Raw genomic sequence first — 25,717 nt, 5'->3', positions numbered from 1 at the left:
GGCCGGTGTGGGGGTCGGACCGGTCATGGCTTGAACGCGTGGAATCCCGATTGAGGGATTGAAACTCTGTATTGGCTCAAGTGAACCGACCCGAAAGACCGTTAGCTTGAACGCGTGGAATCCCGATTGAGGGATTGAAACATCTCGTGAACCTGCTTTTGGGGCTCAGGGGCTCATGGATGCTTGAACGCGTGGAATCCCGATTGAGGGATTGAAACGCCATCATCGGGGCGACCGGGTCGGGCAAGACGGTTCTGGCGAGCTTGAACGCGTGGAATCCCGATTGAGGGATTGAAACTCCACGACCGCCGGCGGCGCTACGATCATCGAGAGGTGATCGCTTGAACGCGTGGAATCCCGATTGAGGGATTGAAACCTGGTTCTCGATCTCGATCTCCCGATCGGGGATGGCGGCTTGAACGCGTGGAATCCCGATTGAGGGATTGAAACGTGTAAAAATCCACTCGGAGAATGGATAGCCCACCACCGCTTGAACGCGTGGAATCCCGATTGAGGGATTGAAACTCCAAACTGCGCGAGCGCGTGGAGCGTGCGCTGCAGGCGCTTGAACGCGTGGAATCCCGATTGAGGGATTGAAATGCCTCTGGCCTTCCGGTCATACCAGAGCCACACGCCCACCTTGAACGCGTGGGATCTCAGTTGAAGATTGGAAGAATGCTCTCCAGTGAACTTGCGGTGGAAAACATAAAGAATAGATTTTCACGGCGCGTTCCCAGGGGCAGGGCTGCGGCATGTCAGACATCGCCGGGTATAAGTTTCAACAGAGCATGATTCATGTGATAGCCACGAGATTTTGTCGGGAGCGATCTAAAATGCGAACTGATGAGAAGCTTGTCTTTGAACTATTGCGTCATGAGGGGGGGCGATCGACCGCCTCGCGGCTGCAGGCTATTGCGATCCGCAGACGGATCTTCCCGCCGCGAACGGCCCGTAGTCGGCTTTTCTCCGCCCTCTATCGTTTGATGGAGCGAGGATGGGTCCGACGGGTGGGCGCGTTAGCCCTATCGTTCCGCCGTGGGTGCCGTCGCATCGTCTTGTGGGAGATCGACCGCATGAGGTTGGAATCCGAGGCCTTTCCCGAAGGGGAGATCAGCTTGGACACAGAGAAGACGGACTAAGAGATCTACCTACGCCTGATGCCTCTCCGATAATGCCTCCCAGATGCTGAACGGGGCCGATTTGGCAGGTCAGCGGATCCTTCGCCCGAGCGCCGGGGGCATAGCAGATATAGGCCGGCCGGATATGCATCCCAAAACGGTCGACCGCCGTAGTCTCCCGACTCACCAACAGCTCAATCTGACCTCGGATCCCCCTGACGGCGCGCTAGGTCCTCCCGCCTTGAATCTCATCGTCCTCACAATCGACCGCTAAGACGTGAGCGGTAAGAGGCTGTCCTGCCCCGAGGGTGAGAACCACCTCGCCACCATGTTCCTCCCACGAGATCTCCTCAATAGCTTGGCCCGATGACCTCACCGCTTGAGGGGGATCATAGAGGTGATGTTCTGCCACTTGATTTGGTTATCAGACACTTTCTGATTAGGAACACTGAAATCGGTCAGAGCGGGAGTCGAACGTGGCCGGGGTGAAATAGACGATGTGGCCGGGCTGCAATTCCTGGGCGTGGACCAACAAGGGAGGCTGCTCGTTCCAGGGGTTGACGGACTGGAAATGGCGGCGACGGCCTGTCGGTTGGACGCTCTGGGCAAGAACCACGTAGGGATACCACACCGTATACATAGCCCGCGTCTCACGGAGCGAAAACGATCAATACCGACGCTGAAGCGCCTGGAGGATCCGCTCCCAGTGTCCGAGAACCCGCAGGGGGAACGTCAGCTGACCCAGCCAGAGCTCCTCGAGGGGCACCGGACCCATCCGGGGGACGTCCTGCATCCCATAACGGGCCAGCAGGACCAGGTTCCAAGCGATGGCGGCCAGGCTGAGCGCTACAACCGGACGCAGCCCCCACCGGCGCCGGACGGCCTCGAAGAGCGCGGCCAGGCCCAGCCCGAAGGCCGGAACCAGCCCGATGAGCAGGCGGGGGCCGAAGGCCGCCGCGCCGGACCACGCGCTCCACGACCCCACCAGATACACCTGGGCCAGCCATTGGGCGAGCGCCAACCGGGCCCACGCCGGCTGGAGCTCCCTCAACGGCCCGATCAGCCCGATGAGCGCGAAAACGGCGATCGGCGTCCACACGAACAAACCCCGGTCCGTGGAGAACAGCACGTCAAAGAAGTGCGGAGAGCGCCAGTCGAAGGATCCCGCCCCGGCGACGGCGTACGGGTTCCCCACGATCCACGACCCGAACACCACCCGCCAGACGATCATCTGGGGCAGGAAGCCGATCCCCGCCCCCAGCCCGAACCCTAACAGCCGTGCGAGCCCTTCCCGGGGCGCGCGAGCGAGATGCCCCAAATCCTCCAAAGCTGGCCAGAGCACCAGCGTGGCGTTCTGATAGCGCACGCTCGCTGCCAGGCCCCCGATCAGCCCCAACCGAAACCGGGATCGCAGCCCTGCAGGCGGGGATCCGGCCCACTCCCTGAGAAACAGCGCGTTGACGAAGAAATCCACGGCGTGGGCCATCAAGGGGTGAGCCGACATGTAAAAGACCAGCGGCGAGGCCAGCCCCGCGGTGATCGTCCCCCAACAGGCGGCGGCCGGCGGGACGACCCGACCGGCCATCCGCCGGAGGAGCTCCAAACCGAGCAACGCGTAAAGGGCCGACCCCAACGCCGTGAGCGCCAGGTAGGGCGCGCTGTAGCCGTCGGCGGGGATCGGGATCCCCAGTCCGTTGGCGATCCGGACCAGGAGGTGGGCGGCGAGGAAGAACGGGGACCACAGCAACGCCGTCCCCACCGGCCACTCGTTGATCCGATACCCGGTCGGCGAGCGCCCTCGCTCCGAAAGATAGCCGAAGCGCGCGAACTCGTCGCTGACGTCCAGGCTCCCTTGGATCACCGCCGAGCGCAGCCACGCGTAATAGGCGACGGTGTCCATCCCGTGGAGCTGGGGACGGAAGAGGAGGAGCAGCACGCCGGCCCAGGCCGCAAGGAGGGCCATCCGATGGCGCCGCTCCCTCATCCCCGCTCCCCCCAGAGCAGGATCCACATCCCCAAGGTCCCAAGGGTGGCCAGGTCCAGCAAGGGGGTCCAACCGACGAAGGCGTGCCAGGCCCAGCCCCACAGGGCCACCGCGCCGGCGCTCGCCGCCAGGGCCACCCGCCACCGCCGGGGCCGCTGGCCGGCGCGGGAAAGCAGCGCCGCCAGGGCGACGCTGAGCACGGTGCCGTGATGGTACCACGTCCCCGGGTTGGCCAGGAAGGCCGTGGCCAACACCCACCCGGCCCGGGTCGCGAAATCCCCCCGCGGACGCCCCGGCCGCCCCAGCCCGGCCAATGTGCATAGGAGCAAGAGCCCCCCCAGGGCGATGCCAACCCATCGGGCCGCCTCGGGGGCATCGGCCAAGGCGAACCCGTAAGGGTGTCGGGTCAGCCAGCGGGTGGCGAGGGAGGGGAGGTTCTGGGCCGGTGGGTATGGGATGCCGAAGGCGGGAAGATCGCTGTGGAGAAAGCCCAGCGCCGGCGCCCCGAAGGCGAGGGCGCTGACCCCCACGGCGAGGGCCAGGCCGAGGAGCAGCCCGGCCAGGGCCCGCCACCGGCCCTCCCAGAGCAGCAGGCCGACGGCCCCAACCGCCAGGGGTTTCAACATCAGGCTGACCCCCAACAGGAACCCTGCCCGCCCCTCCCGCCCCTGTTGGATGGCCTGAACGGCGAGGGCGATCCCCAGGGTCACCAGGGGGTTGACCTGGCCCGCATAGAGGCTGGTGAGGAACGGCGTGAACAGCCCGACGCTGAACCGAAGGAGAATCCGCTCCCGTGGGCGGTCCGTGAGGGCCCGCGCCAGCGTCTCCGCCGTCAGCAGCGCCCCGAGGGCCTGGAGGGCGATCCAAATCCCCATCCCCCGGTCCGGGAGATCCACCAGGGGGAGCGCCAGCAGCGCGGTGAGGGGCGGATAGCGATAGGGGAGTGCGTAGCGGGAGAACCCCAGCGCGGCGGCGGCCCGCGCGTAATCGGCCTCCCCCCACCGGAAGACGTTCTCCCCCCGCCGGAGGCCCCAGGCCGCCATGGCGTAAACCGGGTAATCGATCGGCGGATGGCGGGCGAGGATCCACGCCGCCGCGGCCGTGTAGAACAGGATGAGCAGGAGGCGGCTGAACGCTTCCGCTCGCTGCATGGATCCCCTCGCCCGCTACCCCGAAACATCCCCATGTTCGTATCCGGCGGGCGGGCGCCCCCCAACCCGCCGGGCCCTGGGCAGTCGCACCGTCACCCGCGTCCCCTTTCCAGGCTCGCTCTCCACCGTCACCGCGCCGCCGTGCCCGTCCACAATCCGCTTCACCACCGCCAGCCCGATCCCCATCCCCCCGAACCGGCGGGTGGTGCTCCCATCCACCTGGTAGAAGGGCTCAAAGACCCGATCCAACGCCTCCCGGGGGATCCCCACCCCCGGATCCTGCACCCGCAGCACCGCTTCCCCTTCCGTCGTTGCCAAGCTCATGTGGATCTCGCCGCCGGATGGGGAGAATTTCACCGCGTTATCCAGGAGCTCCCCGATCATCCGGATCAGCCCCTCCCCGTCTCCCAGGATCCAGACCGGTCCCGCAGGCAGCTCCATGCGAAGCCGATGCGGCCCGCCGGCCAGACGGGCTTGCCAGGCCTCCCCGGCCAGCCGCACCAGCTCCCGCAGGTCCAGCGGGTGGAACGTCATCCCCTCGCGCTCCACTTTCTGGAGCGTCAGCAGCAGCTCCACATAACGCAGCAATTGCTGCGCGCGGTTTTGCATCGTCCGCAGGACTTCCGCCTGTTCCGGGGTGATCGGCCCGAAGGCTTGATCGGCCAGCATCTCCAGGTAGCCCATCAGGACCGTCAAGGGCGTCCGCAGTTCATGGGAGACGTTCTGGAACATCTGCTCCCGGACCACCAGGGCGTCCTGGAGCATTCGGTTCGTGGCCTCCAGCTCCGCGCGGTAGCGGGCCAGGTCCAGCGCGGCCCCCATGAAATGGGCGAAGAGGTCCGCCAGCGCCCGGCGGGGGGCCGGAAACGCCTCCGGCTGGGAGGCCATCAGGGCCGCGACCCCGAACAGGGTGGGCCCGAAGGCGATGGGGATCAAATACACCGAGCGGATCGCGGGGCTCCATGGCCCATCGGGCTCCTCCGCGGCGTCCGGGATGTAGCGGGGGGTGCGGGTGAGCGCCACCTGCAGGACCGGGCTGGGCCCCTCCCGCCCCATTGGAGGGCGCAGGAGCGGAGCCAGGGGTTCCTGGGAAATCCCCAGGGCACCGCCGGGGGTGAGGGCGTGTTGCTCCGGCTGGTGCTGGAAGAAGGCGACCGACTCCACCTTCAGGCAACGCCGGAGGGCTTCGAGGAATGTGGGGATCACCTGATCCGGCGCGGCGGTGGCGACCTCGAAGCGGCTGGCGACAAAAGCCTCCAGGGCTTCGACGCGCTCCCGGGCTTCCTCGAAGGCTTGCAAGTTCTCGATGGCGATGGCCAGCTGCTGGGCTAAGATCTCCGCGAAAGCGAGGGCCTCGCGGGGGAGCGGATCGGGCGCGGCGCTGAACACCTGGAGGATCCCGATCGCTTCCCCATGGTGCATCAGGGGAACCCCCAGGTAGGTCCGGATCCCGGCGGCCTCCAGCCGCGGGAGCGCCGGTTGGATCCACGGCTCGGCCTTCAAGTCGGTGCGCACGATGAGGTACGGGGATGCGCTCCATTCCGGCAGCAGGGCGTTCACCCAAGCGAACACGGTCTCATCCAGGGCGACCCCCAGTGCCCGGCGGATCGCGATCGGCCGGGCGCGCCGCCGGCGCTCATCGAGCAGGCTGACCGCCGCCGCGCGAACCTGGAGGGCGTCCGGCAGGCTTTCCAGGACATATCGGGCGATCACCGGCAGATCCGCGTGCTCCAGGATGACCCGGTCGATGTGCTGAAGGCGCTCCACTTGCGCCAAACGGGTGCGGGCGTGGCGGAGGAGCTCCGCGTGGTTGACCGCGAGCGCGAGGGTCTCCACGAGGTCTTGCATCCGCAGCGCTTCAAGGTCCGGGGAGGTCCGGAACCCGAGGACCAACAGGCCGATCATGGGGCGTCCCGAGCCGTTCCCCGGGCCCCACAGCGGATAACGCCGCACGGATCGGAAACCCCGTTCCCGAAGCGCTGGCGGGGGATCGTCCGTGTTCTCGCTCAGCCAGGGGGGGAGCGCGTCCAGAGCGTGCGGGATGGGATCCGCCCAATTGCGCTCGGCCACCTGCCTCAGGCGCCCGTCCTCCACCCGGTAGAGCGCCCCGCCGACGGCGTGGGAGAAGGCCATCACCTCCTCCAGCAGGCGCGGGTAAAGCTGGGTTTCATCGGTGACGGTGAGGCTGAGGGTCAGCAGGCGATCCCGAGCCTCTAAAGCAGCATGAGCCCGTCGAAGGGCGTCCAGCTGCGCGGCCAGTTGATCGGCCAGGGCGTCGAAGGCCTGGGCCAGCTGCCCCCATTCATCGACGGAACGCCATCCGACCCGGGCTTGCAGATCGCCATGCTGCATCCGGTGGATCACCCCGAGGAGCCGGTGGGTGGGTTGAACCAGCATCAGCTCCCCCGCGACCCCCGCGCCCACGGCCAGGAGCAAGGTGATCACGCCGAGGAAAGCCAGGCGGCGGGCCAGCCCCTGGTTCGCCCGGTCGATCGCGGCGCTCATGGGGATCCCGACCAACGCGTAGCCGCTGTCGTGGGCAAGCGCCATGGACACGTAAAGGCGGCGTTTTCCATCCGGCCCGATCCCCTCCACGCCCACGCCTTCGGGGGCGCTCCGGATGGCTTGCCACAGGGCCTCGGGGAATGAAGTCCCAATGAGGGCGATGATCGGAGGGTAACGGGCCAGGATCGTCCCGTTCCGATCCAACAGGGACATGCTCGCATCGGGCGGCAAGGGGATGGCGGTCGCCAGCTGATTCAGCCACGCCAGGTCCAGCCCGGCGGCGAGCACCCCCTGAACCTGGCCCGCAGCGTCCACCATGGGATAGGCCAACGGCAACGCAGGCCGGCCGCTTAACCGCCCGATCACAAAACCACCGACGGTGAAGGCGCGGCGGCGGACGGCCTCCTGAAACCAATCCCGATCGGCTACCGAGATGGGTGTCCCCATCGGCTCCGTGCTGCAGCGGACCACACCATCCGGATCCACACGTCCGATGGCCGTGTAATACGGGAAGGCTGCTTGGAGAAGCGAGAGGCGCAGCGAACAGGTCGGAGGGTCGCCGCTGCGGACCTCCGGGATCTGGGCGATCGTGAGCAGATTCGCGCGGGCCGTGTCCAGAAGCGCCGCGTGCTGGGCCGCGATCGTCCTGGCCAAGATCTGCGCTTCCCGGCCGGTGCGTTGCAGGATCTCCTGCCGCTCCTCCAGGCTCGCGGTGAGGACCAGGATCCAGGCGGGGAAGGTGGCCAGGGTCACAAGGGCGGCCAGGCGCATGCGGAGCGAGCGCAAGAAGGATCTCATGGACCAGCTCTCCTTTCCTTCTTCCAGACGCGCAGTAAATATATTATAACCCAGGCCGCCGGGTTCGAAGGGTCAGGCCGAAGGTGAGCTCCGTCCCCTTCCGGAGATGATCTCTGTCCTCTTGTCAAAACATGGTGAATGCCTTATCATTCTCTTTTGAAACTTATTTCCGGCTGTCCCTCGATCCTGTCCCTCCGGAGGCAGCGGGATGAAGAAATGGGTCTACCTTTTCGAGGAAGGCTATCGGGAGATCCCGGCCGAGCGACGCCGGGATCTGTTGGGCGGGAAAGGCGCCGGGCTGGCGGAGATGGCCGGGGCCGGCCTCCCGGTTCCCCCAGGCTTCACGATCACCACGGAGGCGTGCAACGCGTACTTCGCGGCGGGCAAACAGTTCCCCGAGGGGCTGTGGGAGCAGGCCTTGGAAGCCCTCCATCGGGTGGAGGAGAAAGTGGGCCGCCGCTTCGGGGATCCGTCGAATCCCCTCCTGGTCTCCGTTCGCTCGGGCGCCAAGTTCTCCATGCCCGGCATGATGGATACGGTCCTCAACGTCGGGCTGACCGACGAAACCGTCCACGGCCTGGTCGCCCAAACGGGCGACGAGCGGTTCGCTTACGACGCTTACCGCCGCCTGATCCAGATGTTCGGCCGCATCGTCAAAGGCATCCCCGGCGAGCAGTTCGAGCACATCCTGGATCGCTACAAGGCGAAGACGAAGGGCAAGCAGGACACGGACCTCACGGCGGAGATGCTCCGGGACGTGGTGGAGGAGTTCAAGGCGCTGTATCGCCGGGAGCTGGAGGAGGAGTTCCCCCAGGATCCCCTGGAGCAGCTGCGCCAGGCCATCCGCGCCGTCTTCGATTCCTGGTTCGGCAAGCGGGCGGTGGATTACCGCAACTTCTACAAGATCCCCCACGACCTGGGCACGGCCTGCAACGTCCAGACGATGGTGTTCGGGAACATGGGCTTCGACTCGGCCACCGGGGTGGCCTTCACCCGCAACCCGGCGACCGGCGAGAAGGAGCTCTACGGGGAATACCTCCCGAACGCCCAGGGCGAGGATGTGGTGGCCGGCATCCGCACGCCTTTGAAGATCACCAAGAAGGCCTCGCAGGAATGGGCCCGGGAGCACGGCATCCCGGAGGAGGAGCGCCGCCTGCGCTACCCCAGCCTCGAGGAGCTGATGCCTGAGACCTACCGGCAGTTCCTCGAGGTGGCGGCCCTGCTGGAGCGCCACTACCGCGACGTCCAGGATCTGGAGTTCACCATCGAGCGCGGCCGCCTCTGGATGCTCCAGACCCGCACGGGCAAGCGCACCGCCAAGGCGGCGGTCAAGATCGCCGTGGACATGGTCCACGAGGGCCTGATCACCAAAGAAGAGGCGGTCATGCGGGTGGAGCCGGAACAGATCAATCAGCTGCTCCTGCCCCGCTTCGATGAGAAGGCCAAGGAGCGGGCCCGGGAGAAAGGGGAGCTGCTGGCCCGCGGCCTGAACGCCTCCCCCGGCGCGGCGACCGGCCACGCCGTCTTCGACGCCGACACGGCGGAGGCCTGGGGTCGCGATGGCCGGCCGGTGATCCTGGTCCGCCCGGAGACCACCCCCGATGACGTCCACGGGATGCTCGCTGCCCGGGGCATCCTCACCCAGCGCGGCGGGGCGACCTCCCACGCAGCGGTCGTCGCTCGGGGTCTCGGCAAGCCGGCGGTCGTCGGCTGCGAGGCGCTCCAGATCGATCTGGAGCGCAAGCAGTTCTCCGTCAACGGCCGGGTGGTCCGCGAGGGCGATTTCATCTCCATCGACGGCAGCACCGGCGAGGTGTTCGCGGGGCAGATCCCCACCATCGACCCCAACCTGGCCGAGGAGCGGGAGCTGGCGGAGCTGCTCGCTTGGGCCGATGAGTTCCGGCGCCTGCAGGTCTGGGCGAACGCCGACTACCCGCGGGATGCCCGCAAGGCCCGGGAGTTCGGCGCCGAGGGCATCGGGCTGGCCCGCACCGAGCACATGTTCTTCGAGGCCGATCGCCTGCCCTATGTGCGGCAGATGATCCTGAACGCCCCGGAGGCCCAGCGCCTGATGGATCAGCTGCGCGCGGCCCAACAGGCGCTCCAGGCCCGCCCCGACGACCCCAAGGCCCAGAAGGCCCTGCGGGAGGCGGAGCGGGCGGTTCGGACCTCCAAGGCGGTCAAGGCCTACCGGAAGGCCCTGGATCGCCTGCTCCCGGTCCAGCGGAAGGATTTCGAGGGCCTCTTCGAGGCGATGGACGGGCTGCCGGTGATCATCCGCCTCATCGATCCCCCGATGCACGAGTTCCTCCCCCGCTATGAGGAGCTCCTGGCCGAGGTGGTGGAGCTGCGGGCGCGTATCGAGGAGCGCCGCAAGATCAAGGGGTACCGCCCCCGCAAGGGCGAGAAGCCCCTCCGGCAGCTGGAGGAGGAGCTGGCGGAGAAGGAGGCCCTCCTGCGGGCGGTCAACGCCCTGCGGGAGATGAACCCCATGCTCGGCCTCCGGGGGATCCGTCTGGGGATCCTCTATCCGGACATCATCCGCCTTCAGGTGCGGGCGATCCTGGAGGCCGCCTGCAATGTGAAGCGCCGCGGCATCACCCCGAAGCCCGAGATCATGGTCCCGCTCAGCGCGGACGTCAAGGAGCTCCAGATCGTCCGGGAGATCGTCGACGAGGTCGCCCGGGAGGTGGCCGCCCGGGAGGGGATTGCGGTGGAATACAAGTTTGGGACCATGATCGAGGTCCCGCGGGCGGCGCTGCTGGCCGGCGAGCTGGCCCAGGTGGCGGAGTTCTTCTCCTTCGGAACCAATGACCTAACCCAGACCGTCTGGGCCATCAGCCGGGATGATGCCGAGGGGAAGTTCCTCCTGCGCTACCTCGAGGAGAAGATCCTCCCGGAGAACCCCTTCCAGGTGCTGGACCGCAAGGGTGTGGGGCGGGTGATGCGCATCGCGGTGGAGGAGGGCCGCCGCACGCGCCCGGATTTGGAGGTGGGGATCTGCGGCGAGCACGGCGGGGATCCTTCCTCCATTGAGTTCTGCCACGAGATCGGCCTCAACTATGTGAGCGCCTCCCCTTACCGGGTCCCGGTGGCCCGGTTGGCGGCGGCCCAGGCGGCCTTGAAGGAGCGGGCCGCGCGAATCGAGACCCGTTAACGCCGGCCCGGCGGGGGTCGCTTTCTTTAGCGACCCCCGCCGGTTGATTTATCCTTCCCGTCTTTCCCCGCTTGTCATTTCGTTTCCGCAAGCGGACCCCGCCGACATGGTGGGGGTCGGCCCCCTACGGCGTGTGGAAAGCGATCCCTTGCTCCCGGAGGCTGATGAATCGCCCCCGCCCGATGATCAGATGATCCAGCACCCCGATCCCCAGCAGCTGGCCGGCGGCTATCAGATCCCGGGTGAGCGCGACGTCCTCCGGCGATGGGCTGGGGTCCCCCGAGGGATGGTTGTGGGCCACGATCAGGGAGACCGCGTTGCGCCGGATGGCCTCCCGGAAGATCTCCGCCGGCCGCACCCAGGCGGTGTTCACGTTCCCGATGTAGACGGTGGGGATGGCGATGACGCGCCCGCGTGTGTCCAACAGGAGAACCCGAAGGGTTTCCTGCTCGAGGTCCGCCATGTCGGTGAGCAATAGATACGCATCGTGGGCCGAGCGCACCTGAGGGCGCTCCTCCGGCGTGGCGGCGGCGATCCGGCGTCCCAACTCCAGCGCGGCTTGGATTTGGGCCGCCTTGGCCAGACCCACGCCGGGGATTTGGGCCAGTTCATGGACGGAAGTCCGGGCCAGCCCAGCGATCCCCCCGCAGGCCTGAAGCACCCGATGGGCGAGCTGCAGCGCGTTCTCCCCCCGTCGGCCGGTTCGCAGGAGGATGGCCAGCAGCTCCGCGGTGGAGAGGACGTTGGGCCCGTGTCGAAGCAAGCGCTCCCGAGGCCGCTCGGTTTCCGGGAGATCTTTAATGGTGAGCCAAGCGTTAAAGGGCTGGTCGTTCGCCATCGCCGAACGCTCCTCATCGCCCTAGGGCTGCGGGTCCAGCGGAGCGATCCCTCCGGCTGGGTGGGCGATTCATTGGGGACATGCGCCCTCCCCGCCCACGATGGAAGGGCCGCCAAAGGCGCCCCCCATCCTCCTCCTACAATGATAGCGGGTATCCATGGGGGACATCGGTGAAGGGGCGGTCGGGCCCTGCCCGTTCACGGGGGAAGGCCCTTGAGCCCGCTTCCGGTAAGCACCAACACGATGGTCCGATCGCCCCCTTGGGCGACGGAAGGCCAGGCGGCCACGGGCAGCGCGCTGGTGGGTTCCACAAACAACCCGTGGCGGGCCAGGGCTTCCTGAGCCGTCCGGATCTCCGGGTCGGCGACGGCCAGGATCCCGCCGCCGGTGGCCCGGGCGGCTTGCAGGATCTCGCGGCCGCGCGGGGGTGCGGCGATCCGCACCCCCTCCGCGATGGTTTCCCCTTCCTCGACGGGGGCGGGCGCCTCCAGTCCGGATGCAAAGGCCCGGGCGAGCGGCGCGCAGGCAGCGGCTTGGACGCCGTAGAGCCGGGGCAGCCGCTCGATATAACCGGCGGCTTGTAGGGCTTCAAATCCCAGGAACAGACCCAGGAAAAGCATGCCGTGCCCTAAGGGGGTGATCACCGCATCCGGTGCCCGCCCGAGCTGCTCCCAGATCTCCCATGCGGCGGCGGCCATACCCAGCAGCACGAATGGATTGTGGACATGGCTCGCGTAGATCTTGCCCGGCGCCAGCGCTGCGTGCAGGGCGGCGGTGGCCTGCGCCCGAGGGCCGGGGATCTCGACCAGCTGAGCGCCGGCGATGCGCATTTGGATCTTCTTCGCGGGCGAGGCGTGGGCGGGGACGAAGAGCGCCGCCCGAAGGCCGGCCCGGGCCGCGTAAGCAGCCAGGGAAGCCCCCGCGTTGCCCGAGGAGTCGTCCAACACTTCGGAGACCCCCAACTCGAGGAGGGCGCTGAGGCCGGTGGCGGTCCCCCGGTCCTTGAAGGATCCGGTGGGCATCAGATAATCCAGTTTGGCCCACAGACGGGGGTCGACGGGGGAGAGCGGGATCAGGGGGGTCCACCCCTCCCCCAGCGTGATGGGCTTCTGGCGGAAGGGCCACAGGCTTTCATAGCGCCAGATCCCCGGCCGGTGCGGGCGGATGGCCCGATGGTCGAAAGGGAGCGGGCGGATGGGCTCCCATGGCCCGCCACACGCGCAGCGCCATTGGGCGGGATCGTAGGTGGTGGTTTGATGACAGCGGGCGCATCGCACGGTCCACATCGTCTGACCTCTCTATCCGTCCAGGATGATCCGTCGAAAGCCCTCGGCGAGGATCTCCCGTCCATCCACCTGGCGCCGGAGCCGTTCTCGTAGCCTTTGCTCAAGCGCAGCGGGATCTCGGATCTGGCTGGCGTGGCAGCGGAGGGCGGCCATTTTCAGCGCGAAGACCTCCGTGATGTCCACCCAGTGATCGGGGTATTCCGTTGTGGAAAGGTACACCTCGCGGACCCGATGGGGTTTCAGTCCCTCCTCGAGCAGCTCAGGGAAATACAAGGGATTCCCGGCGGCCGGGAAGATGGCGTCCAGCGTGGCCAACCCGATCGCCCGGTGGTCGTTGTGGTTGATATAGCGATTCCCCCGGATGATTGTCTGTGGATCCATGGTGACCACGATCTCCGGTTGGTAGTGGCGGATCATGCGGACGATGTCTCGTCGCAGGTTCAGGTTGGGCTCCAGGGTGCCATCGACGTAGTTCAGGAAAATCACTTCGCGTACCCCGAGCACGGCGGCGGCCTGGCGTTGCTCGTTCTCCCGGATGGCGGCGAGGTGCTCCGGGCGCATCGTGGCGTCGTCGCTTCCCTTTTCCCCGCGGGTGGCGAGGCAGTAAATCACCTCATGGCCCTCCCGGGTCCAGCGGGCGATGGTGCCCCCGGCGGCGAACTCGGGATCGTCGGGATGCGCCATGACGACCAGGATGCGCATGATCTTCCCTCCTCAAGATGATGACGCTTTCAAGGGGCGAGGATGCGGGTGTTCTCGCTTCCCTGCGCCCTCAGGGCGTTATTATAGCGAGCTTCGCAGCACCCCCTGGGTTCGCACCACGTAGTCTGGCGGGCATAGGTAAATTTCCAGGAAGATCTGCTCGATCTCCAAAGCGATCGCTTGAAGATCCTCGATGGAGAACGTTTTGCTTGGGTTCCTTTCGCGAAGGCTTGGGGGGATTTGCCATCCCATCGCTCGAAGGCGGTTCAGCATAGCAGACGGAAGCGGGCGGGCCTTTTTGCGGGGCCCCCAGTCCCCGCTGCAAACCTCGCCCTTCAGCCCCTCGGGGGTTCGTTCGAACTGAACGTAAGCCAGCGGCCGCCCAGGGATCTCGAACACCAGCGCGCTTCCCGGCGGCGCGTTGCATAGTTCTTCGAGGTGGCGGACGAATAGCAGCAGCCGCTGCTCGCGGGTGGAAGCCTTCATGTTGATCAACGCCCTCTTGGGTTTGCTTTGGTTTCCGGTGCCTCACCGAGGCTCCAGGTGGGCGGAGAGTCAGCCGGGCCGGAATATGGGATCTTTGTCCTCAGTGATCGAGCGAAATGCGGTGTTGAGTGTGCGGGCGATCTGATGGGAGATCGCCTCCAAATCCTCCCGGGCGAAACCGATCCCAATATGGGTGATCTCCCCCCGGGTGTCAATCATGAAGACCGTGGGGACATGGGTCAAGCGATAGGCGGTTGAGCTCATGAAGTCTCGATCGACCAGAATTGGGAACGACAAATTGAGCTCTTGGACGAGCCGCCGGGTGGTTTCAAGGGAGTCCTGTCCGATCCCCAGCAACCGCCATCCGGGTTCCGGATAAGCATGATAAAGGTTTTCCAGGCGTGGCAGTAGAAGGCGGCAGGTTTGGCATGATTCTTTGAAAAACACCAAAACCAACAAGGCTCCTTCCGGCTGTTCCAGATATGGCTGTCCGTCTAGGGTGAGCCCAACCAAGAGCGGGGCGCGATCTCCACGTTGTAGGGTGGTCATGGTACCTCCGATCGTTGCTCAGATCTGAGTTCTGGTGAGAAGCGGCAATTTTTTGCCAGGGTTCATGATGTTGTTGGGATCGAAGAGGAGCTTGATGGCCCATAATTTTTCCAGTGTAAGAGGAGGGAGGGCCTGGAGGGCGAAATCTCGTTTGAGCAATCCGATGCCGTGTTCTCCGGAGAGCACGCCGCCAAGCTCCAGCGCGGCGTTGAAGATGCGAGCCGCCGCTTCGGCGACCCGGGCCATTTCCGTTGCGTCTCGTCGGTTGCAGAGCAAGGTGGGGTGAAGGTTGCCATCCCCGATGTGCCCGTAGACCACAATGGGCACCCCCGTTTCCTGAGCGATCTGCTGGATTCGGCGGGCCATCTGGGGGATGCGGGAGCGGGGGACGGTGATATCCTCGCTGAATTTGTAGGGAGCAAGCCGGGCGATGGCGGGTGAGGCGTGGCGGCGGATCTCCCATAATTCGTCGGCCGATTTGGGGTCAGTGGCTATGCGAATCACGCGGCCGCCAAATGCCTGAACCTGATCGGCCATCCGGGCCATATCCGCTCGCACCGCCTCTTCCTCCCCATCCGCCGCCAGCAGCAACAACGCCTCCGCCTCGATCGGCAACCCCCATGGATGAAAGGCCTCCACGGCCCGCATGACCGCCCGATCCATCAGCTCCGCCATCAATGGCAATACCCCTGAGCTCAGGATCGCAACGACCGCCTCGCAGGCAGATTCCAAATGATCGAACGCCACCGCCATCGCCCCCAAAGCCGGCGGTCGGGGCAACAAGCGAACGATCACCTCCGTAATCACCCCCAACGTCCCTTCCGACCCGATGAACAGCTGCTTGAGGTCGTACCCGGATACATCCTTCATCACCCGCCCGCCCAGCCGTAATACCTCCCCGCCCGGGATCACCACCTCCAGCCCCAGCACATAATCCCGCGTCACCCCATATTTCAAGCAACGCGGCCCGCCCGCGTTGGTCGCCACGTTGCCGCCGATCGTGGACATATACAGCGAGGCGGGATCCGGAGGATAGAACAATCCATAGGCCTCCACCGCTTTCTGAAGCGTATGGGTCACTACCCCGGCCTGAGCAACCGCTATGCCATCGGCCGGATCAATCTCCAGAATTCGGTTCATCCGGGCCAGGTTCAAACAGATCCCTCCCTCCATCGGCACAGCCCCGCCGGCCAGCCCCGTCCCCCCACCCCGGGGAACCACTGGTACCCTGGCCTCTTCGGCTATGCGAAGCACCCAGGCCACATCGGCCGTTGATTCCGCATGAACCACCACCTCCGGTAATCCCTCGGCCCACGTGGCATCGTACCCATACACCAGCCGATCCGCCGGATCAGTCGCGATTTGATCCGCCCGCAGACGCTCCCTTAACCGCCGGATCACCCCGTCGATGGATCGAGCAGCCATCCCCTCCTCAATCCCCCTATCGGTTCAGCAGCGCTTTCAATAAGCGTTTGGGCTGCGCAGGCTGAGAGTCTGAACCAAGGTGCGCAGAAGGATCTTAACGTCCAGCCATAGGGACCAGTTCTCCACATACCACAAGTCATACTTGGTCCGCTCCGCAATGGAAGTGTCCCCTCGTAGACCGTTGACCTGAGCCCAGCCGGTGATGCCAGCCTTCTCCCGATGGCGCTCCATGTAGCGGGGGATCACCCGGCGGAACTGCTCCACGTAGACCGGACGCTCCGGACGGGGACCCACCAAGCTCATGTCCCCCAGCAGGACGTTGATCAGCTGGGGCAGCTCATCCAGGTTCAACCGTCGCAGAATCGCCCCCACCCGGGTCCGCCGCGGATCATCCGGCCGGGTCCACCCCGGCCCATCTTTCTCCGCATCCGCCCGCATCGATCGGAACTTCAACATCAGGAAAGGTCGTCCATCCAACCCCATCCGCTCCTGCACATAGAAGGCTGGGCCCGGGGAATCCAGCTTGATCAAGATCGCGATCAGCAGCATCAAGGGGGAGAGCAGGATCAGCCCGAGGCTCGCCCCCACGAGGTCCATCGCCCGCTTGAGGACCAGCTTCCAACCCCGTTGGGCCACATCCCGCACCGTCAACAACGGCAGCCCGCCCAGATCGTCCAGAGACGGTTGGGTGGCGATCAGTTGGAAGATGTCCGGATAGATTTTGATCGAAAGATTGCTTCGTTCGCAGAGGGAGATCAGGCGCAACACTTCGTCGTGGGGAGCCTCGGGGACGGCGATCAGCACCTCATCCACATCGCGCGCGTAGACCAGATTGGGGAGATCCTCAGCCGTCCCGATCACCGGGATCCCCGCCACATGGGTGGCACCGTTGCCATGCAAGGCGACAACGCCGATGACCTCGTAGCCGAACCATGGTGCGTTCTGGATCCGACGGATCACCGCCTCGGCAGCCTCCCCCGTCCCCACAATCAGCATGCGGCTGCGATCCCAACCCCGCACGCGCAGCATGCCCCACAGGCCGCGCACGAGCATCCGTCCGATACTGATCCATAGGATGCCTATGGCCCAGGCGTAGAAAACCATCGCCCGTGGATAATCGAAGGCCAAAATCGTCTCCTTGAAGGCCAAGCTGACCGTTGCAACGGTGAAGATCATCGCCAGGGAGAAAGCCCCCGCAACCCGCGAGATCTCATCCAAACGGGAGGTGGCCCGCCCGAGATGATATAGGCGATGAAAGAAGAACAGCGTCGCCGTCCACACCAGCAAGACACCCAGCATCGGAAGGTATTTCTCGAACCCTCCGATGTTCTGGGGCGGGTAAGGCCATGACAGCCGAGACCGTGTCTGATAAGCAGCGTAAAAAGCGAGGGCGGTCCACCCCAGATCGCTGAAGAGCAACAGGGCGCTCAGCAACCAACGGACGTGCTTCCTGCCCATCATCAACCCCCTTTCTGCTGTCCGGTGTTCCAAAGGCGTGGGCGCTTTAAAACCGGTTCGGGCGCCTTCGGTAACCGAGCGAACTTCCAAGCGATGCAACGATCCACCTTCAGGCCTTCAAGGTCAACATTTCGCATCCTTCAGATCCTGCTGCATCTCCATCCACAGCCGCCAACCTCCTTTCAGCACCAACCCAACCCGCACCAAGAAGTCCAGCCAGCCCGGGGTGATGGATCGATAATGCTTCCGGTAGAAGATCCACATCGCCCGATTGAACTCATAGCGGGCCCGCGGGCTCATCTGGCTGGACGCTCGCTTAACGTGAAGAACAACCACCTCAGGGTAATAATAGATCTTCCACCCCGCCTGCTTGATCCGATAAGCCCAATCCAGATCCTCCCCATACATGAAAAACGACTCATCCAGCAACCCTACTTGCATGATGGCCTCGCGGCGGACCATCATAAAGGCCCCCACCACGGAGTCCACCTCATACGTTTGGTCGGGATCCAGAAAGGTCAGATTGTAGCGGGCGAAGCGCGGGCTCTTTGGGAACAACCGGCTCAAACCGGCGAATCGATAGAAGGCGACCTCCGGGGTGGGGAAGCTGCGACGGCAGGCCAGATCCAGGGAGCCGTCGGGCCGCACGATCTTCGGGCCCGCCCCCCCGGCCTCCGGATGGGCATCCATGAAGGCAACCATGCGCGCCAGGGCATCGGGCGGCACCTCCGTGTCCGGGTTCAGCAACAGGGCGTAACGCGGTCTGGGCTCTGCGCCCGGGACCCCGAATCCGAAGGATCGAAGTCCTAAGTTGTTGGCGTAGGCATAGCCACCGTTCACCGGGCTGCGGATCAACCGAACCTGAGGGAATTCCTGCTCCACCATATCCGGACTGCCATCGGTGGAGGCATTGTCCACCACACACACCTCAAAAGTCACCCCCTGGCTGGCCTGCACCGTCTGCAGACAGCGCCGTAACAATTCCCGGGTGTTGTAGTTGACGACCACCACTCCCACATCCAGCCCCGACATCACCGGCACCCCGCGCTTGAGTTTTTGGAATATGCGATGGAGGGGCGGATCGCCCCTCTTACCTTTCGATCCCCTCCCCGCAGCCAATAGTCACCCCTTCAGCCGCGCTTCTTAGTTTCTGGGATATGCGGAGGAAAGACGATCCGCCCCTCCCTCCTCCCCGTGCGGCAAAGCTGCGCGGGGAGGAGGGAAATCGGTTCTTTCGTGGGGTGCGGGCCGCCGTCAGCAGCCCGCACCCCACGAAAAAATTACCACTCATGAAGTAACCACGCGCAGCCTGTAGAGGAGAAAAAATCCTTCGGGTGCTGGGGGCCGCTGAAGGTGGCCCCCAGCACCCGAAGCCGGACAAGGCACTAACGCAGCTCTCCCACCACGACTAACCGGTGGGTATCCACCAAATAAGGGTAGCATGTGATCAGCGTGACCACTGGCTCGCGGGTGGGGGCCATGACCTCCACCTGGGTCGGAAGCACAATCTGTTTTTGGATCACCACGTAGCGATACGCCTGGTTTCCTGCGTAAACCCAGATCTCGTCGCCCGGCCGAAGCTTCTCCAGATCGCGGAAGATCTCCCCGTAGATGTCGTTGTGGGCGGCCAGCACCATATTCCCTCGCTCTCCGGGGTTCGCCGTCCCAGGATGGTGCCCCACACCCTTCTTCAACGCCTCCCAATCGGTCCCCGGCACGATGGGCGCATCGACCCCAAGGGCAGGGATCACGATCCGCGTCGGGCTGCGAGGTCCCGGCGTGATCGGCACCGGGGTGGGCAGCGCGGCGACCAGGGCCCGGAGGTGTTCGGGGATCTCGTCAGGGTTCGGAGCCGGCCCTCCGGGCGCCGTCGGCGGGCGGTGCCCGCCCGGTAAAACGATCGCCTGGATCAACGGCGTGGGCGAGGGGGTGGCCCGGGCGGCCGCCGCCTCCGGCTGCAGCCCGCGTACCGCTTGCCAAGAGAGCAGAAGCAAAGCGACCGCACCCAAAACCGCCGCGATCTCCACCCCCAGTAGGATGCGGTCCCGCCAGGCTGACCACGACGGACGCGGGAGGCGAATCTGAACCCGCCATCGAGGCGGCTCCCATTCCACCTCGGAATGATAGGCTGGATCGGGAGGGAGCGCCTGGGGCTCCGCCTCGGGAGGCGGGGGACCTGAAGAGGGCGCTTCCACGGGTAAACGCCCCTCCTGAATCCAACGTTTTAGCCGGATCTCCCGACGCTTGAGGGCCAGGGCGCGCTCTAAATCCTCAATGCGCGGCTCTTTCCCCATCTCACCTTCTCCCCTTCCTGGGCAACTTCGCCAACCGGGAAGCCGAACGATCGTCCACGCTCAGCGGGCCTTCCGATCCAGGATTCGATCCTCCAGCCGCATATAACCGCGGATGAGATGGCCCAGGGCGAACCGGATGGGCTCGGGCGGCCAGGGGATCACCCGCCGGTTCACGAAGAAAAGATCCGTGAGGGCCGTCCGGCGCTCCAAGATCAGGTCCCGCACGATCTGACCGTTCATCGTCGTCAGGGCCACCCCGTGGCCGATGCATCCCAGCGCATAAACGGCCCGGCGATCCCCGAGGTAGCCGATCGCCGGGGCCATATCCACAGTCACCGAGACCGGCCCGCCCCATCGATGTTCGATCCTCACCCCTTGTAATGATGGGAAAACCTCGGGGATGTAGGCCTCCAGCTCTCGGAAAACCCGCTCGTTTTCGTCCAAGTTCATCTGTTTCCCGAAGGGAACCCCGACATCGCCGCCGCCCATCAGCAACCGATTGTCGGGCGTCAGGCGGTAGTAATGCACGAGATTCCGGGCATCCTCGATCCCCTGTCGGTTCCGCCATCCGATCGGCTCCAGGCGCTCCGGGGAAAGGGGCTCCGTCAGCACGATATAGGTGAACGCCGGGACCTGCTTGCGTCGGAGGGGCGGGAGCAGATGGGAATAGGCGTTCGTGGCGAACACGATCTTCGCCGCCTGCACGGTCCCTTGTGGGGTGCGCAACAGAAAGCCCTCCGGGCGGCGCTCGACGACGAGAACGGGGCTCTCTTCATAAATCCGCACGTTCAAGGCCTCAGCCGCCCGCTTCAGGCCGCGAACGTATTTTACAGGATTCAGAAGGGCACAACGGGGCTCCCACCACGCCCCCAGATACAGGGGGGAGTTCACCTGCTCCCGCACCGCCGCCGCGTCCAGCCACTCGATCCCCCCCAATCCAAGGCGGTGGGCAAGTTCGATTTCCTCCTGGATCCGTCGGACGTAAGCAGGCGAGGTGGCCACCCGTAGGAACCCCGGCCGCTCATAATCGCAGTCGATGCGGTAACGGGCCACCAGCTCCCCCACGTAATCCACGGCCCGCTCCATATAGCGATGGGCTTCCGCAGCGGCTTGGCGGCCGAAGCGCAGGGCGGTCAGCGAGAGCGTGAGGCCGAAAAGGGTCATGGCGAAGCCCGCGTTGCGGCCGCTGGCCCCATAGCCCACGAACGCCTGCTCCAGCACTGCCACGGTCAGCCCGGGCTCCGCCTCTTTGAGATGCAGGGCAGCGGAGAGGCCGGTGAAGCCTGCGCCCAGGATGGCCACGTCCGCCCGCTCCTCGCCAACCAACGGGGGATTGGGTGTGTAGGGCCCCGCGGTAAGAAGCCAGAAGCTCTGGGCTCCCATGCGAACGCCTCCTCCGGGAGGGGATCGAAATGGCGCTTTCCCTCTTCCCCACGCGGGGAAGAGGGAAAGGGGATGAGGCGATTCCTCAGCGCATCGCTGACCCTATGATCGAACAGCGACCGCAAACACCTCTCGCTCGAAGAACCAGCGGAAAGGGATCCAATGGAAAGCGATATAACGCAGGACACGGAAGACCCAGCTTTCCTGTCGGTTCTGAGGCGGGGTGGCTAGCCAGACCTTCACCCGGCGGAACCCGGCCCGTCGCAACGCCCACCACAATCCGATGGGCCCCTGCTCGTTGACGTGGACCGCTTCGTTGATCGGGACGTTCAGGCCGCGAGGGTTCGGGGGGTACAGGTGTCCCAGCCCCTGAAGGGTGCGAACCAGGCGGACCAGGGGATAGGCATAGGCATCATACCAGCGGTTCGGGGCGGTATGAATGACCAGCATCCCACCCGGTTTCAGCACCCGGTACGCTTCGTGCAGGGCCAGGCGCAGCTCCCATGGGAAAAGGTGCTCCACCACATCGAACATCAGCACCCGATCGAACGTCGCGCGAGGAAAGGGGAGAAATTTGGCGTCGGCCTGGGCCAAACCGGCCGGGGCCTGCAAATCCCCTGCCCGACGCAGAAGATCCGTGGAGAGCCGCACGGCCGCCTCCGCGTAATCGATCCCGACGGCATAAGCACCCAATCGGGCGCAGTAACGGACAATCTCCCCGCGCCCGCAGCCCACGTCCAGGACCCGCATGCCGGGCTTCACCTCGGCCACCGCAAAGGCCGCCTGAAGCCGCCGGGAAAGGTGCTCCCCATGCGTGTGGAGGAACTCTTCATAACCCTCACAGGCGGAAAGAAAGTATTCTTCCCCATAAAGATGAGGGGGCAACGAAGGCCCACGGTGAGAAGCCGATTTTCGGATCAACGGACTCCCACTCCCAGTAAGGATGAAGAAACGGTCCCGCTCCCCCTCCCTGGGGCCCATCGTCCGTTATGGGGAACCGCGATGGGAGGGAAGAGACGCCTTTCACACCGGACCCTCCTCAATTATAGAGAAAGGTGGGGCGGTCGGCCCCGAGCGATCCGCCAGCCGGCGAAGGCCACCAGCCCCCATCCGAGCAGATAAAGCCACCACAGGAACTCCTGGGGGCGCGCCCGGCCGATCGCCTCCCACCCACCCGGGAGCGCGTGCAACGCCGGAGCCATCACAGTGTAGAGGGCAAGCAACGCCCCCAGCCCCCCGACCGCGATAGACCATCTGTCGAGCCGGATCAACCATCCCGCCTCGCTCCGGCGGGCCATCTCAACCCCTACCGCCATCATGAGCGCGGCAGCCAGCATGGGGGCCCAAACCGGCCCCCACCATGGCAATGGGATCAGAAAGAGGAGATCCCAATCCCCCAAAGAGGCAGGCCAGCCGATGAACACCCGGAGCCAGACGTAATACAGGATATCCCAAAGACCCCAGGCGTACATGAACAACCCCCAGCGCGCCGCGCCGGTACGACCCGCCATCCAGCCGGCCGCAAACAGCATCGCCAGGGTGGCGATCTCCCGGCCCAGCTCGATGGGGGGGGGCCAATCTGGCTGCGCCGGCACATCCCGCAGCAGATCACTGATCCCATAAACTTGACGCAGATATACCACCACGGCGCTCTCGACATAGGCCATTGCCACCACGAGGAGGCTCAGGACCAGCAGCCGCTCCTTCCATCCAGACATCATCACCTCCCGACCGCTGGGGGTGCAGCGAGGCGCCCGAGATAGGGGCAGCTTCGGCAGCCGCCTCATCCTCCCAAAGCGTTTCCCCTTAAAGGCCCAGCAATGAACGCAGCCCCTCCCAGATCGTTTGCGCGCATGCTTCCCAGGAGAACCGCTTTCGGTTGGCATGGCCTCGGGCGATAAGCGCAGCGCGGAAGTCTGGATCATGCGCCAGCCGGTTCAAGGCCTCCAGCCATGGATCCGGATCCTCGGGGGGCAAAAGGATCGCGCCGTCCCCGGCCACCTCCCGCAAGCTGCCGTTCGGGGTGCAAAGAACCGGCACCCCACACGCCTGGGCCTCCAGGATCGGGAAGCCGAACCCCTCATAGAGCGAGGGGAACAGGAAGGCCTCCGCCTGGCTGAGCAGCGCACCCCGGCTTTCATCGTCCACATAGCCCGTCAGGACCAATCGGCTCTCCCAAATCGGATCCCGACGCATGCGCTCGAAGGCAGGATCCGCCCACCCCGCCTTCCCCACGATCACCACCTGGCCCTCCCAGCCCGCTGCGATCCAACGGGCGGCCACCTTCAAGATCAGGCCGAAGTTCTTCCGAGGGTGAACAGTCCCGACGGAGATCACATAGGGCCGGCGGACCCCGAAACGACGAAGGAGGGGCTCCGGATCCTTCGGAACCGGTGGAGGATCATAGCCTGGGTAGGCGACCACGATTTTTCCGGGAGAGATTCCGTAGAAGCGGATCAGATCTTGTCGCGTGGCCTCGGAATCCGCGAACACCACGCGGGCCACCGTGGCGCTCCAGCGGGTCGAAAGCTCCAGGTAAAGCCGTTGGAAAGGCGGATGCGCCCATGGGAAATACCGATAACCCAGGTCGTGGACGGTAACCGCGCTGGCGGGATGGTACAGTGGGATTACGTGGGCGGGGACAAAGAGCGCCGTCGGCGGGTGATGGATCATCTCCCACGAGAGGCGAAGATGCGTCCATAAGCGCGGAAAGGCGATCACCCGATGCTGGCACCATGGAGAGTCCGGGAAAAGCCCCTTGGGAGGCGGTTCCTGGAAATACAAACGAAGCTGCACCCCCTCCCGCTCGGCTAAAGGGATCAGCCCGCGGGTCACCGCCTGGGCGTAGCGCTCCACACCGGTGGGATGAGCCCGCGTGGTTCGGCTGACGTCGATGCCAAGGATCGGACGCCGGGCCATGGTGGATCAAGCCTGCTTCACAGAAACGAGGGGTTGAAACGTTATCTCTTCAAGAAGAGGTGCCACAGGCGATCTCGATCTGGTGGATCTTCTCCAGGCGGCGCTGGTGACGCCCTCCTTCAAAGGGCGTGCGCAGCCAGGTTTCCAGGATCTCGATCGCCAGTCCCGGCCCCACCACCCGTCCGCCCAGGCACAGGATGTTGGCGTTGTTATGGGCACGGCTCATCCTCGCCGAATACACGTCCGAGACCGCGGCGGCACGAATACCGGGCACCTTGTTCGCGGTGATCGACATGCCGATGCCGGTGCCGCAGATCAGAACGCCGAAGTCGGCCTCCCCCCGAGCCACCACCTCCGCAACCGGCCGGGCATAGTCCGGGTAATCCACCGAATCCGGACCATGGGTTCCGAAGTCGATCACCTCGATCCCCCGCTCGCGCAAGTAAGCGGCGAGGGTTTCCTTAAGGGCATAGCCAGCGTGGTCGGCGCCGATCGCGATCCGCATCGTTCTCCTCCCGTGGGATTTTTCAATGGGTGATCGCCACCACCCGATCCAGCCCGGCGGCATCCTTCAGCAAGCGGATCACGGCCCGCGGGAAGGCCGCCCGGGCCAGAGCCACCACCTCCGCCCCCTGCCCGGCCCCGATCTCCAGGAACACCGCCCCCATCGGCCGAAGGTAATGGGGCGCCTGAGCCAGGAAGCGGCGGATCACCTCCAACCCGTCGAGCCCTCCGTCCAGGGCCATAATGGGTTCGTACTCCCAGATCGCCGGATCGAGCCCCTCCCATTCGGAGCGGGCTACGTAGGGCAGATTCGCAACCAGAAGATCCACCGGCTCCGGCAACGGCGTGCATAGATCGCCCAGGAGGAAGGTTAACCGATGGGCCACGCCATGGCGGATCGCGTTCTCCCGCGCGACCTCCAGGGCCTCTGGGGACAGGTCCGTCGCATACCCCCGGCAATTGGGCAGGTAAACGGCGAGGGCCACGGCGATGCATCCCGAGCCGGTGCCGATATCGGCAAAGGTGAGCGAAGTATACGTTCGAGAAGCCCGGCTGCGAGCCCAATCGAGGGCGGCGTCCACCAAATGCTCCGTCTCCGGCCGTGGGATCAGGACGGCCGGGGTGACCTTGAACGGCATCCCGTAGAACTCCCGCTCGCCGATCAAATAAAACAAAGGCTCCCCCTGGGCGGAACGGGCCACCAACTGGGCGAAGGCCTCCCACTCCGAATCCGCCAGGATGCGCTCCGGGTGGGCCAGCAGATAAACCCGGGACGTCCCGAGAACGTGGGCCAACAAGATTTCGGCAGCCAGACGGGGTTGGGTCGCTCGGACCCGCTGGGCCGCCCAGGCGATGGCTTCGCGAATGGATGGGGCAGAGATTTCCACCTTCCCCTTCATCGATCCCATCTCCAAGATAGTCCGCTCGCGTTTAAACTCAGAGATGAAGATTTCGCTCTTGCGCCATTATAATCATCATAACCTGCCCTTGAGCTTTCGACGAATAGACGACCCGAGGCATCAGGGCTTTTCAAAGTTCCAACAAAGACGGCACAACAGCGAAGAAAGGGATGGCCCCTCCTCCCTTTCTCCCCCCTCCCTGCGGCCCTTCGGCCACAGGGAGGGGGAAGGAAAATTTTTTCTGGGGTTGGGGCGGGGGGG

Annotated in this window: 21 protein-coding genes and 1 CRISPR repeat array; of the genes, 2 read left to right on the top strand and 19 right to left on the bottom strand. The window is 65.2% G+C overall.

Annotation, left to right across the window (positions count from 1 at the left end; all coding sequences use genetic code 11):
* Positions 1 to 28 precede the first annotated feature (28 nt).
* Positions 29 to 675: direct repeats of the CRISPR family, unit length 37 nt; unit sequence GCTTGAACGCGTGGAATCCCGATTGAGGGATTGAAAC.
* 158 nt (positions 676 to 833) lie between these two features.
* Positions 834 to 1,139, top strand: a complete 306-nt coding sequence (locus ACFMO5_RS03670; RefSeq protein WP_376791409.1) for a hypothetical protein — start codon at positions 834 to 836, stop codon at positions 1,137 to 1,139.
* Positions 1,140 to 1,557: 418 nt separating this feature from the next.
* On the opposite strand, the gene ACFMO5_RS03665 is transcribed toward ACFMO5_RS03670, so the two are convergent.
* From ACFMO5_RS03665 to ACFMO5_RS03650, 4 genes are read right to left on the bottom strand one after another with little or no spacing between them, the layout of a single operon-like run.
* Positions 1,558 to 1,758: a hypothetical protein gene (locus ACFMO5_RS03665; protein ID WP_376791408.1), complete on the bottom strand. Its 201-nt coding sequence runs from the start codon at positions 1,756 to 1,758 to the stop codon at positions 1,558 to 1,560.
* A gap of 27 nt (positions 1,759 to 1,785) precedes the next feature.
* Entirely contained in the window at positions 1,786 to 3,102 is a 1,317-nt protein-coding gene (locus ACFMO5_RS03660) for a hypothetical protein (RefSeq protein WP_376791407.1), read from the bottom strand.
* Positions 3,099 to 4,253: a glycosyltransferase family 87 protein gene (locus tag ACFMO5_RS03655; protein WP_376791406.1), complete on the bottom strand. Its 1,155-nt coding sequence runs from the start codon at positions 4,251 to 4,253 to the stop codon at positions 3,099 to 3,101. The genes ACFMO5_RS03660 and ACFMO5_RS03655 overlap by 4 nt, the downstream gene beginning before the upstream one ends.
* A 15-nt stretch (positions 4,254 to 4,268) precedes the next feature.
* Positions 4,269 to 7,556: an ATP-binding protein gene (locus tag ACFMO5_RS03650; protein WP_376791405.1), complete on the bottom strand. Its 3,288-nt coding sequence runs from the start codon at positions 7,554 to 7,556 to the stop codon at positions 4,269 to 4,271.
* Between the two features lie 208 nt (positions 7,557 to 7,764).
* Here ACFMO5_RS03650 and ppdK point away from each other — a divergent pair, with 208 nt between their 5' ends.
* Positions 7,765 to 10,713, top strand: coding sequence for a pyruvate, phosphate dikinase (gene ppdK / locus ACFMO5_RS03645; RefSeq protein WP_376791404.1), 2,949 nt, complete (start codon positions 7,765 to 7,767; stop codon positions 10,711 to 10,713).
* A 124-nt stretch (positions 10,714 to 10,837) separates the two neighbouring features.
* On the opposite strand, the gene radC is transcribed toward ppdK, so the two are convergent.
* The 15 genes from radC to prmC all read right to left on the bottom strand — a co-directional run bounded on the left by radC (position 10,838) and on the right by prmC (position 25,456).
* On the bottom strand, positions 10,838 to 11,551 hold the full coding sequence (gene radC / locus ACFMO5_RS03640; protein WP_376791403.1) for a DNA repair protein RadC: 714 nt from the start codon (positions 11,549 to 11,551) through the stop codon (positions 10,838 to 10,840).
* A gap of 197 nt (positions 11,552 to 11,748) precedes the next feature.
* The gene (locus ACFMO5_RS03635) at positions 11,749 to 12,837 is read right to left on the bottom strand and encodes a pyridoxal-phosphate dependent enzyme (protein ID WP_376791402.1); all 1,089 of its coding nucleotides are present in this window, start codon (positions 12,835 to 12,837) and stop codon (positions 11,749 to 11,751) included.
* Between the two features lie 12 nt (positions 12,838 to 12,849).
* Positions 12,850 to 13,539 carry a PIG-L deacetylase family protein gene (locus ACFMO5_RS03630; RefSeq protein ID WP_376791401.1) on the bottom strand — a complete coding sequence of 230 codons (690 nt, stop codon included), beginning with the start codon at positions 13,537 to 13,539 and terminating at the stop codon, positions 12,850 to 12,852.
* Positions 13,540 to 13,620: 81 nt separating this feature from the next.
* Positions 13,621 to 14,025, bottom strand: a complete 405-nt coding sequence (locus ACFMO5_RS03625) for a hypothetical protein (protein WP_376791400.1) — start codon at positions 14,023 to 14,025, stop codon at positions 13,621 to 13,623.
* A 69-nt stretch (positions 14,026 to 14,094) separates the two neighbouring features.
* Complete coding sequence (locus ACFMO5_RS03620; protein WP_376791399.1) at positions 14,095 to 14,574, bottom strand: peroxiredoxin family protein; 480 nt, start codon at positions 14,572 to 14,574, stop codon at positions 14,095 to 14,097.
* An 18-nt stretch (positions 14,575 to 14,592) separates the two neighbouring features.
* Positions 14,593 to 15,999 carry an FAD-binding oxidoreductase gene (locus ACFMO5_RS03615; protein WP_376791398.1) on the bottom strand — a complete coding sequence of 469 codons (1,407 nt, stop codon included), beginning with the start codon at positions 15,997 to 15,999 and terminating at the stop codon, positions 14,593 to 14,595.
* Between the two features lie 36 nt (positions 16,000 to 16,035).
* On the bottom strand, positions 16,036 to 17,457 hold the full coding sequence (locus ACFMO5_RS03610; protein ID WP_376791397.1) for an undecaprenyl-phosphate glucose phosphotransferase: 1,422 nt from the start codon (positions 17,455 to 17,457) through the stop codon (positions 16,036 to 16,038).
* A gap of 123 nt (positions 17,458 to 17,580) precedes the next feature.
* On the bottom strand, positions 17,581 to 18,489 hold the full coding sequence (locus tag ACFMO5_RS03605) for a glycosyltransferase family 2 protein (protein WP_376791396.1): 909 nt from the start codon (positions 18,487 to 18,489) through the stop codon (positions 17,581 to 17,583).
* 353 nt (positions 18,490 to 18,842) lie between these two features.
* Complete coding sequence (locus ACFMO5_RS03600) at positions 18,843 to 19,751, bottom strand: sortase (RefSeq protein ID WP_376791395.1); 909 nt, start codon at positions 19,749 to 19,751, stop codon at positions 18,843 to 18,845.
* 60 nt (positions 19,752 to 19,811) lie between these two features.
* Positions 19,812 to 21,134 carry an NAD(P)/FAD-dependent oxidoreductase gene (locus tag ACFMO5_RS03595; RefSeq protein ID WP_376791394.1) on the bottom strand — a complete coding sequence of 441 codons (1,323 nt, stop codon included), beginning with the start codon at positions 21,132 to 21,134 and terminating at the stop codon, positions 19,812 to 19,814.
* Between the two features lie 102 nt (positions 21,135 to 21,236).
* Positions 21,237 to 22,055 (bottom strand): class I SAM-dependent methyltransferase, encoded by an 819-nt coding sequence (locus ACFMO5_RS03590; RefSeq protein ID WP_376791393.1) that lies wholly within the window; start codon positions 22,053 to 22,055, stop codon positions 21,237 to 21,239.
* A 122-nt stretch (positions 22,056 to 22,177) separates the two neighbouring features.
* Positions 22,178 to 22,852, bottom strand: a complete 675-nt coding sequence (locus tag ACFMO5_RS03585) for a hypothetical protein (RefSeq protein ID WP_376791392.1) — start codon at positions 22,850 to 22,852, stop codon at positions 22,178 to 22,180.
* Positions 22,853 to 22,940: 88 nt separating this feature from the next.
* On the bottom strand, positions 22,941 to 24,053 hold the full coding sequence (locus tag ACFMO5_RS03580) for a glycosyltransferase family 4 protein (protein WP_376791391.1): 1,113 nt from the start codon (positions 24,051 to 24,053) through the stop codon (positions 22,941 to 22,943).
* 49 nt (positions 24,054 to 24,102) lie between these two features.
* Entirely contained in the window at positions 24,103 to 24,558 is a 456-nt protein-coding gene (gene rpiB, locus ACFMO5_RS03575) for a ribose 5-phosphate isomerase B (protein WP_376791390.1), read from the bottom strand.
* A gap of 22 nt (positions 24,559 to 24,580) precedes the next feature.
* Positions 24,581 to 25,456, bottom strand: coding sequence for a peptide chain release factor N(5)-glutamine methyltransferase (gene prmC / locus ACFMO5_RS03570; RefSeq protein ID WP_376791389.1), 876 nt, complete (start codon positions 25,454 to 25,456; stop codon positions 24,581 to 24,583).
* Positions 25,457 to 25,717 lie beyond the last annotated feature (261 nt).

Origin of the sequence: Thermoflexus sp. (assembly GCF_042408365.1) — a bacterium.
Taxonomy (GTDB): Bacteria; Chloroflexota; Anaerolineae; order Thermoflexales; family Thermoflexaceae; genus Thermoflexus.
Note: the sequence above shows the minus strand (reverse complement) of the source record. Positions and strands in the feature narration are given on the sequence as shown.

What these genes read in the sequence shown, in the direction of transcription:
- ACFMO5_RS03670 (WP_376791409.1), top strand. Translation starts at nt 834, where the DNA reads ATGCGAACTGATGAGAAGCTTGTCTTTGAACTATTGCGTCATGAGGGG.
- ACFMO5_RS03665 (WP_376791408.1), bottom strand. Translation starts at nt 1,758, where the DNA reads ATGTATACGGTGTGGTATCCCTACGTGGTTCTTGCCCAGAGCGTCCAA.
- ACFMO5_RS03660 (WP_376791407.1), bottom strand. Translation starts at nt 3,102, where the DNA reads ATGAGGGAGCGGCGCCATCGGATGGCCCTCCTTGCGGCCTGGGCCGGC.
- ACFMO5_RS03655 (WP_376791406.1), bottom strand. Translation starts at nt 4,253, where the DNA reads ATGCAGCGAGCGGAAGCGTTCAGCCGCCTCCTGCTCATCCTGTTCTAC.
- ACFMO5_RS03650 (WP_376791405.1), bottom strand. Translation starts at nt 7,556, where the DNA reads ATGAGATCCTTCTTGCGCTCGCTCCGCATGCGCCTGGCCGCCCTTGTG.
- ppdK (WP_376791404.1), top strand. Translation starts at nt 7,765, where the DNA reads ATGAAGAAATGGGTCTACCTTTTCGAGGAAGGCTATCGGGAGATCCCG.
- radC (WP_376791403.1), bottom strand. Translation starts at nt 11,551, where the DNA reads ATGGCGAACGACCAGCCCTTTAACGCTTGGCTCACCATTAAAGATCTC.
- ACFMO5_RS03635 (WP_376791402.1), bottom strand. Translation starts at nt 12,837, where the DNA reads ATGTGGACCGTGCGATGCGCCCGCTGTCATCAAACCACCACCTACGAT.
- ACFMO5_RS03630 (WP_376791401.1), bottom strand. Translation starts at nt 13,539, where the DNA reads ATGCGCATCCTGGTCGTCATGGCGCATCCCGACGATCCCGAGTTCGCC.
- ACFMO5_RS03625 (WP_376791400.1), bottom strand. Translation starts at nt 14,025, where the DNA reads ATGAAGGCTTCCACCCGCGAGCAGCGGCTGCTGCTATTCGTCCGCCAC.
- ACFMO5_RS03620 (WP_376791399.1), bottom strand. Translation starts at nt 14,574, where the DNA reads ATGACCACCCTACAACGTGGAGATCGCGCCCCGCTCTTGGTTGGGCTC.
- ACFMO5_RS03615 (WP_376791398.1), bottom strand. Translation starts at nt 15,999, where the DNA reads ATGGCTGCTCGATCCATCGACGGGGTGATCCGGCGGTTAAGGGAGCGT.
- ACFMO5_RS03610 (WP_376791397.1), bottom strand. Translation starts at nt 17,457, where the DNA reads ATGGGCAGGAAGCACGTCCGTTGGTTGCTGAGCGCCCTGTTGCTCTTC.
- ACFMO5_RS03605 (WP_376791396.1), bottom strand. Translation starts at nt 18,489, where the DNA reads ATGTCGGGGCTGGATGTGGGAGTGGTGGTCGTCAACTACAACACCCGG.
- ACFMO5_RS03600 (WP_376791395.1), bottom strand. Translation starts at nt 19,751, where the DNA reads ATGGGGAAAGAGCCGCGCATTGAGGATTTAGAGCGCGCCCTGGCCCTC.
- ACFMO5_RS03595 (WP_376791394.1), bottom strand. Translation starts at nt 21,134, where the DNA reads ATGGGAGCCCAGAGCTTCTGGCTTCTTACCGCGGGGCCCTACACACCC.
- ACFMO5_RS03585 (WP_376791392.1), bottom strand. Translation starts at nt 22,852, where the DNA reads ATGTCTGGATGGAAGGAGCGGCTGCTGGTCCTGAGCCTCCTCGTGGTG.
- ACFMO5_RS03580 (WP_376791391.1), bottom strand. Translation starts at nt 24,053, where the DNA reads ATGGCCCGGCGTCCGATCCTTGGCATCGACGTCAGCCGAACCACGCGG.
- rpiB (WP_376791390.1), bottom strand. Translation starts at nt 24,558, where the DNA reads ATGCGGATCGCGATCGGCGCCGACCACGCTGGCTATGCCCTTAAGGAA.
- prmC (WP_376791389.1), bottom strand. Translation starts at nt 25,456, where the DNA reads ATGAAGGGGAAGGTGGAAATCTCTGCCCCATCCATTCGCGAAGCCATC.